This window comes from Spirosoma sp. KCTC 42546, assembly GCF_006965485.1.
Classification (GTDB): domain Bacteria; phylum Bacteroidota; class Bacteroidia; order Cytophagales; family Spirosomataceae; genus Spirosoma.
Genome location: NZ_CP041360.1, coordinates 4,541,879 through 4,554,479 on the forward strand (window position 1 = coordinate 4,541,879; position 12,601 = coordinate 4,554,479).

The window sequence follows — 12,601 nt, forward strand, 5'->3', positions numbered from 1 at the left end:
TCAGGGTTTATACAACCAGATTTAACAGCAAAACGCCTATCAGCCCAACAATGGATACGATGGTTTCCATCAGCGACCAGGTTCGGATGGTTTGCCCGATGGTTAGGTTGAAATATTCCTTAAAGAGCCAGAACCCGCCGTCGTTGATGTGCGAAAACATCAGGCTTCCTGAGCCAATGGCCAGCACCATCAGTTCGGGTTTGATAGGCTGCGATTGTAATAAAGGCAAAATAATTCCCACGGTAGTTAACCCGGCTACCGTGGCCGAACCTACACATACCCGGATAAAGGCGGCAATGCCCCAGCCCAGCAACAACGGCGGAATAGCGGCATCGGCCAGTAAGCTACCAATATATTTACTGGTGCCACTGTCGCCGAAAACCTGCTTTAATGCACCTGCTCCGGCAATGACCAGAAGAATCGGGGCGATAGCTTTAACGGCTTCTTCCATGTCTTTGGTGATAGCCTTCATCGACTGTCCCTGACGGAGACCCAGTGCGTACATTGCCACCAGCACCGACAACAACATACCGATATAGGGCTCGGCCAATAACGTAACAATGGTTTTCAGGAACGACTCACCAGGCATCGCATTTTTCAGCGGGCCAAATGTCGTTAACAGCAATACGGGCAGCAGGGCGACAAAAAAGCTGATTCCCGCACCTGGTAAATTCTGGGAAGGTACTTCGCGTATATTAAACAGATCCCGATTCGGCGACGCCTTGATATTGACCAGCGTTCTACCAAACAACGGCCCAGCAATAATGATAGCGGGAATAGCAACAATGATCCCATAAATAAGGGTTTGCCCTATGTTCGCGTTGAGCTGACCTGCCACTGCCGAGGGCGATGGGTGCGGGGGCAAATAACCATGTGCGACTGATAACGCCGACAGCATGGGTACCGCTACCGACATAAGGGGTAAGCGAGACGACGCTGCGATGGTAAAAATTAGGGGAACAACAATAATGAAACCCGCATTGTAGAATAGTGGGATACCAATAACAAAGCCCGCTAAGGCTAGTCCCCAGCGAATATTTTTTATACCAAACCAACCAATCAGCACATCGGTGATTCGTCGGGCAGCCCCACTTTCGGCTACCAGACGGCCCAACATTGCCCCAAAACCGATGATCAGTACCAGTTCGCCCAATGTACCACCAATACCACTCTGAATCGACTTACCAACAGCCACCACATCCATACCCGATGCCAACCCAATACCTAAGGCGACAATGACAAATGAGATGAAGGTATCTAAACGGACAAAGGCAACTAAAAAAACAAGCGTCAGAATCCCGATCAGGGTGAGAATAAGGGGCATAATAGTTACGAGGGTCTGGGGCATTTAAACACAGAGAAAATGGAGATAAACATGGAGCACATGGAAAAAGCCCTCTGTCTACTCTATGCTAATCTCTGTTTTCTCTGTGTTTAAACACGATCATTCGAACGACAAAGCGTAAGTTGCTAATTTTTCTACTTCATTCGCTAACGAATTGGTCAGGTCGAAGGGCACAACGTGCAGGCGAGTGGTAGCATCGTAGCCAAACACGGGCAACGGCTGACGAAACGATTCATTTGCCGGGTAAATCAGAAACAGGTCGTCGGCTGCGTATTTTTTCCCATAAGCGTACAATTGATACATGTCGGCCTGCTCGATGCCGTAGTTACCCGAAACAGGATTAGCACCTGCCTCCCGGCCCTTGATCTGCTTCCATTTTGTATCAAGTACCAGTGTTTGGCTCTTGTGACGGATGACAATATCGGGACGAAGCTTAAATTTTGGTGCCCCTACATGTTCATCCACCAAATGTGCTGAAGATTCCTGAACCCGAACACTGTCGGTATCGGGCCAGTAAGTCCGAATGCCATACGCGACGTAATCTTCAAAAACGCGCTCCATCGGGAACAATAGCGATAAGCTTGGCGTATGGCCCGTTTTGATACCAAATCCCCTACCCTGAAGCAATGCATCGGCCCAGCGCAGTGCCGATTCGTACCGAAGAAATAACCGACTTGACCGCCGAATCAACCGTAGATCATCCGGTAACGAGTTCGTCTCCGGCACTTCATCCAGCGCCCAAAGTACCTGTCGAATCCGGCGCTGGCTAACGGGGTTATTCGTTGCTCCGTTTACGTAAACCATTGCCGTTTTTAAAATACGATTAGCGGCAACATCAGCCGTGAGGCAATCGTAGGTCACTGCCAGTCGCTCGGCGTGCCAGGCATTCTCCCGCTGCTGTCGGACAGCCTGAAATTTACCTTTCCAGAAGCGTTCATTGCTATCGACCGATACGTACGCGTGCTGGATTCCCTGTTGCACTAATGGCTCTACGGCATCCAGAAAAGCCGAAATGAACACGTCCCACAAAGGCAATTGAATAGCCCGCGTATGGGCTGCCGGGAGCGTTCGAAATGGGCTATGACGAAGGTGCCGCAGCATGGTCAGTAGCAAAGGCCGGGTGTTGTCGATCTGCCCAATCTTTGGTAGAATTTCCAGTTGCGTATGATTGGGCAGTGGAAGCAAACCCACATAATTTCGAACTTGAATCAATTCACGACCTTTTTGTATAGAGAAGGCCAGCAAGCCCTCAGCCTGTTCGTCGTCAAACACAAATTGGCGGAGTGCCTGAAAAACAGCATCAAGCACCAGTACCCCACCTAATGGCGGTTCGGACCACTGATCAGCTGAGCCAATCTGGCTGTTTTCAAGAACCAAAATCGTCGTGATCATACGAAGGTTACACTCGTCCTTTCATAAACTCCCCAGCGGCCGACTTCAGCAAGCCAGCAAAGGAATTCAGGCAAAACAGGACACCCCGATCAATCAACGCCCTGGCCTGATCGCCGGTGGCCGCTGTGGTTCCTGCAATCAGGCCCGCTTTTCTGATTTTTTCAACGACGCCCGCAATGGTTCGTTTTACCTCATCGTGGCCGGGACCATCGTAGTATCCCATACTCATGGCCAGATCACGTGGGCCAATAACAAAGCCATCTATGCCGTTTACCTGGAGCAGATCGTCCAGGTTAGCAATAGCTTCCTTATCTTCGATCTGGGCTAATACCAGAATTTGCTCGTTGGCAAATTCGACAGACTCGCCCTGATTCATATTGCCCAGGAGGTAATCGTTAGCCCGTGCGGGTGCAAATCCCCGCAAACCCAGGGGCGGATAGTTAACGGCCTGGACCAGAGCTTCGGCTTGGGCAACGGTACTAACGCCTGGCATCATAATGCCCATAACGCCCGCATCCAGAAATTGCAAAATCAATTTGGAATCATTACTGCGAACTCGGGCTAAAGGCGTAATACCACTCACCTCACAGGCCCGTACAATATCCTGCACCTGCGCCGTTGTTACGGGGCTGTGTTCGCCGTCGATCATATAAAAATCCAGTCCCGAGAAGCCGCACAATTCGGCAACGGTGGGATCGCTACTATTAGAAAGAACACCCAGAACGGGCTGGCTGCTTTTGAGCCGGGTTTTAACAATGTTTTGCTTCATCTGAAAAAGGGCGAAAAAATGCGCTTAGCTAAGGGCTCGACTAGTTTGGCAAGATACGACCGAATCAGAAAAACATATCCGATGCCAGCCGAAATGTGTTACAGTGAGCTTCAACAATATCAGTCAATCGGGGTGAGTACCCTCCGCCCATCGAAACGACAATCGGCAGATTATTCCGTTGAGCCTGTTCAAACACGAACCGATCCCGTTCTTTGCATCCTTCCCGGCTAACACTCAGTTTACCCAATCGGTCGGAGGCCAGAATATCAACACCCGATACATAAAATAAGAAATCGGGCTGCTCGCGCTGAATCAGCCCCGGCAGGGTATTGTAAAGCGTGTTTAAATAAACTTCGTCCGAGGTGCCAGTCGGGAAGTCAATATCCAGGTCCGACTGTTCTTTTTTAAGTGGATAATTATCTCGACCATGCATACTGAACGTAACTACGCGCGGCTCTTTCTGAAACATCACTGCCGTTCCGTTACCCTGATGCACGTCTAAATCGATCACCAGAATTTTCCGGGACTGACTAGTCTCAAGTAGGTAATGAGCCGCCACACCAACGTCGTTGAGCATGCAAAATCCCTCTCCCCGATCCGGAAACGCATGATGGGTTCCTCCAGCCACATTCATCGCGATGCCATCCGTTCGGGCAATATGGGTACCATCAATTGTCCCCTGCGTAATGATCCACTCGCGTTCAATAAGTTCGGGCGTTACCGGAAACCCAATCCGGCGAACCATGGCAGGCGGCACGATCAGGGTTTGTAATGCCTGCACATAACTGGCCGTATGAACGCCCAATACCCAACGGTCATCAACCGGAGCAGGCGCAAAAAAATTGGCCTCGGTGCAGGTACCTTCGTACAGAAGTTGCTCATGAATCAGTTCGTATTTAAGCATCGGAAACCGGTGTCCTTCAGGCAATTTGAGTCGGTACACGGGCGAAAAGGCAATCTGAAGCATGAAGTAAGGAAGCCGGTGAGCGGTAAAAAATCAATTGTCCCGTTCGATAAGGATACGCTTTAGTTAACCCATCTTCGCCAGGTTGTGTTACCAAACTACCTGATTTGTTCGTTTGTAGGGTTTATCCAACTTGATTAACCGGCTTGTATGAAAACAGCTATCATTACTGGGGGCGGCCAGGGTATTGGTCGCGTGGCAACGCAATATTTACTTACGCACGGCTATCGGGTGGCCATCTGGGAAACAGACACCGACGCCCTGGCCGAGCTTCGCGAAGCCTTTAAAGCCTCTTCGGCACAGATCTTGTTCGTTTCCTGCGATGTATCCAGTGAAGCCAACGTTCGTAAAGCAGCCGAACAAACCATTTCGCATTTTGGGCAAATCGACGCGCTGATTAACAATGCGGCCATTATGATTGAAAAACCACTCGACAAACTAACCCTCGACGAGTGGAATCGGGTTATCAGCACCAATCTAACCGGCACCTTTCTCTGCGCCAAGCACACAGCTGCCTATCTGGCCACCCAGAAAGGCAGCATCATCAATATCTGTTCGACCCGGGCGTTTCAATCGGAACCAGATACGTTTGCTTATTCGGCCAGTAAAGGGGGCGTACTTTCCCTCACGCATTCGCTGGCCGTAAGTCTGGGGCCCGATGTCCGCGTGAATGCCATTAGTCCCGGCTGGATTGATGTATCGGCACTGAAGAAAAAAGCGAAAGCAAAATCCGACGATCTGCGCCCTGAAGACCACACTCAGCACCCGGTTGGTCGTGTGGGGCAGGCCGACGATATTGCCCGCATGATTCTGTTTCTGATTGCACCCGAAAACAGTTTTATCACCGGTCAGAATTTTGTGGTTGATGGCGGCATGACCCGTAAAATGATCTACGTATAACTACGCTAACAAAAAGGCCAAAACATCCTCACCTTTGCCTTGTTTAGTATGTAGATTAATCAGCTTCATCCCCTATGACTATCGAACTTTCCACCGCAACCGACCAATCTCCACTGGAAGTACTTGATTTACAAGTAACCTCCCGTCGGAGTTCTGGCAAATCTGTTTTGTCCCTTCGATTTCTGTGCAACAACGACCGCTATACCAATCACATGCAGATACCCACGCTGTCGTGGTTTGATGCGAGTCAGATGCAACGTTTTTCGCAGAATTTAGCCGTTGCTCATTATCCGGAAACCTGCCAGGTTGATTTGCTGGATGCAGGCATACGGTTAACCGGGTCGGTTCGGCAATTAGCGGGTCGATGGACTACCGGACGCACAGTTCGGATTGAACCGCTACCCTCGGCAATGAAGCAGTTTGAACCGTTTACGATCCATGCATCCTCCCTCGATGTGAAAACGTACTCCGGAAAACTGTACAACCGTTTGTGGGAATTGTTCACGAAAGGCTAACCTGAAGATCGCTTTTCGGATTATGTTGTAAAAAGTACCTACTTACCATGGAAAATGTAAATCAGGATGCGATGCTCAACGAGCAATCGCAAACGTTCCGGCCTAGCAAGGGCGGAACAGACCAGACACCCGATGATAGTATTCTCCTGAATGAAGATTACAATCCGACCGATCTGGCTGGCGATGTAAACTCTCCTCCCACTACGCCGACCGATGAAGAGGAAGCAGCCACCGGCAACGATGGAACAGGTGCTTTTTCGGGCAGTCCCAATATGGAGATTGACCGGGACTCGTACGGCAATGATGATTCCATTGGCAACAACGATGGAACCGAACCCGACCCCGCCTGGACAGACGAAGAACAAGTTTAATGAATTAGTGGTATCAGATGCTTACAACTGATACCACTAATTCACCAGTCACCTTCACCCTTATTTCCGGCACCGTAAGATTTGCACCTCCATTGGGTGCAGTCCTACCCGAAGCCCACGCGCCGGTCCCTTTGTTACGCTACGGTACACTAGATCGGACTACGCCTGTGCGCTGGAATCTGCAGAAGAGTGGACGAGTTCAGCATACGGTCAGACTTTCCAACGAATTCGCAAAATTGCTTTTACGAATTCGTTGAAGAGCAAACCTCTCTACATCGAAACCAATAGCAACAACAGACTCAGAAGAAGCTAAATTGGCCAACTACACGTGTGGTACTTCGTACGCAATGGGGTAAATCTGCCTTACCTTTGCGTTTACTAGTGGTACCCTTAACGTTGTTGTTTGGTGAAATTTTTTCCTGTTTGTTTACTCTCTTGTTTGTTACTAAGCCATACAATTTTATTGGCTCAGAAAAAAAACGAAAGCTATCAGCTTCATATCAACCGGGCTACCTCGCCCATTATTGTCGATGGTAACGTTGAAGAACCGGCCTGGCAGGCAGCTGAGGTTGCCTCCGACTTTTGGATGGTTCTTCCTATGGATACCAGCCGCGCCCGCGTTCGGACCGACGTGCGCATGACGTACGATGACCACAACGTGTATTTGAGTGCCGTTTGCTACCATGGTGATGTACCTGGCCCGTATATGGTGGAGTCGCTTCGGCGCGACTGGGCGTTTGTCAAAAATGACAATTTCATCTTTTTCATGGATACCTTCGATGACCAGACGAACGGTTTTACGTTTGGCACCAATGCCGCTGGCGCACAATGGGATGGTCTATTGTACGAAGGCGGAAAAGCAAACCTGAGCTGGGATAATAAATGGACTTCTGTCGTTCGAAATCATGCGGATCGGTATGTGATCGAACTAGCCATTCCTTTTAAAACGATCCGGTATAAAAAGGGAATTACCCGCTGGGGGATCAACTTCAGCAGGCAGGATTTAAAAACAACCGAAAAATCATCCTGGACACCCATACAACGCCAATTCCCAACGGCCTCACTGGCCCTAACCGGTGTATTGATCTGGGATCAGCCTCCGCCACAACCCGGCCCCAATATCTCGATTATCCCCTATGCGCTGAGCGGCCTGACGCGCGACTACCAGAATGGCGTTCCAACAAAAGGCAAGTTTGATGCCGGGCTGGATGCCAAAGTAGCCGTTACCTCATCACTGAATCTTGACCTGACCGTTAACCCCGATTTTTCGCAGGTAGACGTTGACCAGCAGGTTACGAACCTCGACCGGTATGAGCTGTTCTTCCCCGAAAAACGGCAGTTCTTTTTAGAGAACGGGGACCAGTTTACCAATTTCGGGTACGCCACCATTCGCCCGTTTTTTAGCCGTCGAATTGGTTTGGGCGGGGTACCGATTCGGTTTGGTGCCCGACTCAGCGGCAAACTCAATAAAGACTGGCGAATTGGGGTTATGGACATGCAAACCGGACGTGTTGATGATACTGGTTTGCCCGCCCAGAATTTTGCGGTGGTGGCTTTGCAACGCCGGGTTTCGGCTCGTTCGAATATCGGGATGATCTTCGTCAATAAAGAGTCGCTGGCATATACCCCAACGCCCGATAAGCCCCTTTACTCCCGCTATAATCGAAATCTGGGCTTGGAGTACAACCTGGCATCTTCGAATAACATCTGGACTGGTAAGGCCCTGTATGTTAAGTCGTTTCGGCCTGAGCAACCGGGTAATGATGCCGTTTATGCCGCTAACGTACAGTACTTTACCCGACGATGGCTGATTAGCGGACAGGTAGAATCGATCGGCAAAAACTACACTGCCGAAGCCGGTTACGTTCCTCGGGTTGGCTATGAGCGTGGGATGGCCACGCTCGGGTATACCTTCTTACCCACGGGAAGTGGCGTACTCAACCACGGCCCGGTATTAACCTCAACCTACTTTTTCGACCCGGCCTGGCGGCAAAGTGACAATGAAAGTCTGCTGAGTTATGCCATCACCTTCCGAAACCGAAGCGTGTTCACGGCCTGGGTTGCTACCGATTACGTTCGACTACTGCAACCCTTCGACCCGACCAACACGGGCCGCGAAACGCTGGCAACTGGCACCGAACATAACTGGACGGCGTGGGGAACCGATTTTGACTCCAAGCCTCAGAGTGTCTTTACCTATGGGTTTTCGTCTCGCTATGGTGGCTATTATGCCAACGGTACCCGCCTGAATCTCACCGCCGATCTGGGGTATCGGATTCAGCCCTACGTTAGTTTAGCAGCCAGTTTCAACTACAACGACATTCGTCTGCCGCAACCCTGGGGCAATACCACCTTCTGGCTCATTGGGCCCCGCTTCGATCTAACCCTCACCAATAAGCTCTACCTGACAACCTTTGTGCAGTACAATGAGCAACAGAAAAACATGAATGTGAATGCACGTGTTCAGTGGCGCTACAAGCCGGCGTCGGATTTTTTCCTGGTGTATACCGACAACTATTTACCGAATTCCGCCCAGATTGGACAGGATGTGCCGGGCTTCTTTTCAGTCAAAAACAGGGCGTTGGTACTGAAGTGGACATACTGGTGGAATCTCTAATGTTCAGTGTTTTAAACAAACTGAATCCGTGTCTGTTTAATTGACAATCCGCCGAAAAGTGAGCGGTAAATTACTACACTAAAATTCAGTCAACGTTTATGAAAACCCTGTTGCGTTTTTTTCCGACGGCTCTTGTAGCCTTGTTTCTAACTCTATTTCTGACCAGTTGTGCGGCTATTGGTGATATTTTCAAAGCCGGAGCCTGGACGGGTGCCATCCTAGTTATTCTGGGTATAGGTCTTGTGATCTGGATCATTTCTAAACTCTTTGGCGGAGGGAGCAGCAATTCCTGAAAATCACCTGTTAATAAACCATTAAAAAAGCCGAATCCTGAGTGGGTTCGGCTTTTTTAATGGGCCTCAACAATGGATAGACTTTCCCAGACTAAATCGCCCATTGTCTCACATTTTAAAAAATTCTGACGCTTGTAATATCGGGCCAACCCCTGCCGGAGTGTCAGGACGTGGCTATGGGGGGCCAGTTCATCCTGGCGCATAACACTGATAAGATCACGAATTCGGATAGACTCGGCCCGAATTCGGCTGGCAATTAATGCCCGCTCTTCAATCTGATATTGCCGAACGCTCTCTGAAGTCATGTACCGAAAGCCCAATTCAATAATAGGCTGGTTCTGTTTATAGTATTGTGGCATATAAACCGACCGATGGCCTTCGTACGACTGCTGGTCAAAATCAATAGCCCGAATCCGGTAATAGGTTTCATCGAAGTCGGGGGTTATATCTACCACAAAATTACTGGAATGCATATCGCCCAATAAGCGAACGAAACACCGCTCATTGAACTTAACGAACTCCTTACACAATCGAATCGGATTCAGGGTAGGGTCGTGAAGCTGGTTCTCAAAAAACATATCACCGGGGATCCCGGCAATATGCTCCTCCACTAATGTTTGCCCACTGGTCAGATAATTGATCCGGTTTGGCGAGAGTATGTGCTCCAGCTCCAGGCCATAAATCCGGGACGCATCGGCTCGTTTAATGTAGAAGTAGTCGAAGTTATCATTGACCAGATTCCGAATGCGCACCCGAAATGGCTTTGTGTTGCCATACATACACATATCGACCCGGTCGATGGTCAGATGGTTTGTCACCGATAAATCCCCGTTTGCTTTTAGGTACGCGTAGATTGCCTTTAACGAAAGGCGCATCTCGTCGGCTTCTGTTGCGGCATAAAATACCGTTTCCCAGAGGGTGTCATGCCCTCGTTTATCGTATAGACTGATCGCATTGCCATACCGTAGCAGATCGTCATAGTGCGTCGGTAAGACCAGCTCCCGGTCATAGGCATGCAGGTATGACCGGAGCGGGTCCCGAATTGGATAAACAAGCTTTTTTCTGGATATAACAGGCATTGAATACAAATGTAGAGACGCCTAGCAAGTTCGTCGTTTTCCAGCAATATTTATGTCTAAATTACGTACGAAGGCCTTTCGTACAGAGCTGTGCCATCCCAACAGCGCACCGTGGTTGATTTAAGTCCTGCAAGAACCGTGGCACTACTCTGTGGGAAAAAGACCTGTTCATAAACGAACAAAGACAGTAAACTATGAGGAAAATTTTCATTCTACTCTTCCTATTGCCTTATATAAGCCAAGGTCAGGATATAATTAGTACAAGCTCAAAAAATGATAGTTTACTTACGGCTGTCGATACGAGTAAACATCAACCTGTTATACTTAAAACTTATCTCAGAAAAGATGTCTGGCGGATTGATTTTTTGGGTCCGGGCTATATCAACGAGCATCGCCTTGGGAAGAAAACAACAGTAGTTTCTCAGCTTCGGCTAGTAGGTTCTTTTCGTATTGAAGATAGACTCGATATGTATGGCTACAGCCTCACTGTCAAAAAAGTACTCGCCTTAAGCATAAATCCAGAACTAGCTTTAGCTATTCGCCATTTTTACAATTTAGCCAGGCGAAAAGAAAATGGTAAATCTATTCGCTATAACTCAGGTAGCTATTTTGCGGCAAAAGCGGGATACGTATTGCCACCCATCCTGAATAACTCAAATATTGATATTCAGGGGTTAGGCGTTAGCGGACTTTGGGGTGTTCAACAAACGTATCGTAAGTATTTCTATCTGAACCTGGAAGTAGGGGTTGGGGTTGCCCAGTATTATGAGCACACGATTTCGCCAACCGGAAATTTTTTACTAGGCTATACATTTTAAACAACAGGGTTCTCAACTAAGAAAAAGGTGGAGAACCCTGACTCAAAAATTAATTTGCGGGCCGTAGGTGATGTAGCGCTGTGATTCAACGGCTGGCATATACACTACTTCAACCCGACGCACAATGGTTTGCTGATCGTCGCTGATTTCGAACTGATATACGCCAGAGTCAGACTCACTAAACCTGAATTTGAGTCGGTAGTTGGCGGGTATCTTCTTCAGATAATCCCGAAATAGCAGGGCGCCTTTGTCATTTTTCAGCGTAACAAGAACCCGCTTCGGTTGGTGAACGGCCAGCATCAGGTTGATTGTCCAGTTCGACTCCATAAACATGCCCACCTCAAAGGAGCTCTGCTTCGATAGAGAGTCCTCGGGTTCGTTAGTGGCAGGCTGTGCATTAAGTGCTGGCGCTACCAAAAGCAGACTTAGCAGTAGCGCATTCATAATTAGTTGTGTTGTTGTTTTCATTTTTTTGATACCGTTTGTAGCGGCTTGATTGACAGGCTCAAAGGTGGGAGGTTTTGATATATTAGCAAAACGAATTATTTTTGTCGAAATCATGAATATTATTCATCATGGAAATCAGGCACCTTCAGATGGTAAAAGAAGTAGCCAGCAGCGGCAATTTGACCAAAGCTGCAGATCGGTTATTTCTGACCCAATCCGCACTGAGTCATCAGTTGAAGGAACTGGAAAGCTATTTCGACACGCAGCTGTTCATCCGCGACAAAAAGCAGATGCTACTAACGCCAGCGGGCGAAGTGGTTCTACAGGCGGCTGAGAAGATTTTGCAGGAAGTAATCGAAACGCGGGCGAAAGTCCGCTGCCTGACCGATAAGGAAGCCGGAGAGGTCCGCCTTTGTACACAATGCTATACCTCCTACCACTGGCTGGCGGGTTTTCTGCGGGAGTTTCAGGCTATATATCCAAAAGTGGATATCAAGGTAGAATTGGAAGCCGCTACCCAGGCCGCCGATCATCATCTGTTGGCCAACAAGATCGACGTCGCTATTACGGAAGGAGATGAAAATCCGAAGTTCAGTTATACTCCGCTGTTTCAGGATGAGTTTGTGGCTATCGTTGCCCCCGATCATGCCTGGGTGGGGCGTAGCTGGGTAGAAATTGATGAGTTTGCCAGCCAGAATTACATCATGTACAATGTTCCGGACGAGGAAAGCTCGAACTTCTTGATGCTTTTCAAGAACCGACGCCCCCTGAAAGTCTATAAAATTACGCTGACAGAAGCCATTCTGGAGATGGTAAAGGCGGGCTTGGGCGTTGCGGTACTGCCGAATTGGGTGGTACGCCCCTACCTGCAATCGGGCCAGCTTTCGGCCGTTCGGATAACGAAGCAACGGGTACTGCGGACGTGGTATGCAGCTACCTTAAAGACGAAACAACTCCCTCCGTATACAACTGCTTTCATCGAGCAACTGGCCTCGTATATGGCTGAATTAGACGGCTATGCCTGTACTGTTTAAGGATAAATAAATGCCAATACTCCGGTGTAATGGGTTAAAATTAGCCGAGTACATGGT

At 48.9% G+C, this 12,601-nt stretch carries 13 protein-coding genes; 7 read left to right on the forward strand and 6 right to left on the reverse strand.

All coding sequences use genetic code 11. From position 1 onward, the window contains the following. Nucleotides 1-7: 7 nt before the first annotated feature. From EXU85_RS18615 to EXU85_RS18630, 4 genes are all read right to left on the reverse strand, one after another. Nucleotides 8-1,324 (reverse strand): gluconate:H+ symporter, encoded by a 1,317-nt coding sequence (locus tag EXU85_RS18615; protein ID WP_142773526.1) that lies wholly within the window; start codon nucleotides 1,322-1,324, stop codon nucleotides 8-10. A gap of 120 nt (nucleotides 1,325-1,444) precedes the next feature. Further along, nucleotides 1,445-2,737: an McrC family protein gene (locus EXU85_RS18620; protein ID WP_142773527.1), complete on the reverse strand. Its 1,293-nt coding sequence runs from the start codon at nucleotides 2,735-2,737 to the stop codon at nucleotides 1,445-1,447. Between the two features lie 7 nt (nucleotides 2,738-2,744). Beyond that, complete coding sequence (locus EXU85_RS18625) at nucleotides 2,745-3,506, reverse strand: HpcH/HpaI aldolase/citrate lyase family protein (protein ID WP_142773528.1); 762 nt, start codon at nucleotides 3,504-3,506, stop codon at nucleotides 2,745-2,747. A gap of 64 nt (nucleotides 3,507-3,570) precedes the next feature. Then, complete coding sequence (locus EXU85_RS18630) at nucleotides 3,571-4,473, reverse strand: histone deacetylase (RefSeq protein WP_142773529.1); 903 nt, start codon at nucleotides 4,471-4,473, stop codon at nucleotides 3,571-3,573. A gap of 147 nt (nucleotides 4,474-4,620) precedes the next feature. On the opposite strand from EXU85_RS18630, the gene EXU85_RS18635 reads away from it, so the two are divergent. From EXU85_RS18635 to EXU85_RS18655, 5 genes are all read left to right on the forward strand, one after another. Then, complete coding sequence (locus EXU85_RS18635; protein ID WP_142773530.1) at nucleotides 4,621-5,370, forward strand: SDR family oxidoreductase; 750 nt, start codon at nucleotides 4,621-4,623, stop codon at nucleotides 5,368-5,370. 74 nt (nucleotides 5,371-5,444) lie between these two features. Beyond that, complete coding sequence (locus tag EXU85_RS18640; protein ID WP_142773531.1) at nucleotides 5,445-5,885, forward strand: hypothetical protein; 441 nt, start codon at nucleotides 5,445-5,447, stop codon at nucleotides 5,883-5,885. A 47-nt stretch (nucleotides 5,886-5,932) separates the two neighbouring features. Then, nucleotides 5,933-6,256 carry a hypothetical protein gene (locus EXU85_RS18645; RefSeq protein WP_142773532.1) on the forward strand — a complete coding sequence of 108 codons (324 nt, stop codon included), beginning with the start codon at nucleotides 5,933-5,935 and terminating at the stop codon, nucleotides 6,254-6,256. Between the two features lie 457 nt (nucleotides 6,257-6,713). After that, entirely contained in the window at nucleotides 6,714-8,873 is a 2,160-nt protein-coding gene (locus EXU85_RS18650; RefSeq protein WP_371732050.1) for a DUF5916 domain-containing protein, read from the forward strand. A 98-nt stretch (nucleotides 8,874-8,971) separates the two neighbouring features. Then, nucleotides 8,972-9,166, forward strand: a complete 195-nt coding sequence (locus EXU85_RS18655) for a hypothetical protein (RefSeq protein WP_142773534.1) — start codon at nucleotides 8,972-8,974, stop codon at nucleotides 9,164-9,166. Between the two features lie 56 nt (nucleotides 9,167-9,222). Here the strand turns inward: EXU85_RS18655 and EXU85_RS18660 are convergent, their stop codons facing one another. Beyond that, nucleotides 9,223-10,245: a hypothetical protein gene (locus EXU85_RS18660; protein WP_142773535.1), complete on the reverse strand. Its 1,023-nt coding sequence runs from the start codon at nucleotides 10,243-10,245 to the stop codon at nucleotides 9,223-9,225. Nucleotides 10,246-10,439: 194 nt separating this feature from the next. On the opposite strand from EXU85_RS18660, the gene EXU85_RS18665 reads away from it, so the two are divergent. Continuing rightward, nucleotides 10,440-11,063: a hypothetical protein gene (locus tag EXU85_RS18665; RefSeq protein WP_142773536.1), complete on the forward strand. Its 624-nt coding sequence runs from the start codon at nucleotides 10,440-10,442 to the stop codon at nucleotides 11,061-11,063. 42 nt (nucleotides 11,064-11,105) lie between these two features. Here the strand turns inward: EXU85_RS18665 and EXU85_RS18670 are convergent, their stop codons facing one another. After that, nucleotides 11,106-11,531, reverse strand: coding sequence for a hypothetical protein (locus EXU85_RS18670; RefSeq protein WP_142773537.1), 426 nt, complete (start codon nucleotides 11,529-11,531; stop codon nucleotides 11,106-11,108). Between the two features lie 107 nt (nucleotides 11,532-11,638). Between EXU85_RS18670 and EXU85_RS18675 the strand changes: the two genes are divergently transcribed. Then, the gene (locus EXU85_RS18675; RefSeq protein WP_142773538.1) at nucleotides 11,639-12,544 is read left to right on the forward strand and encodes a LysR family transcriptional regulator; all 906 of its coding nucleotides are present in this window, start codon (nucleotides 11,639-11,641) and stop codon (nucleotides 12,542-12,544) included. Nucleotides 12,545-12,601: the final 57 nt, after the last annotated feature.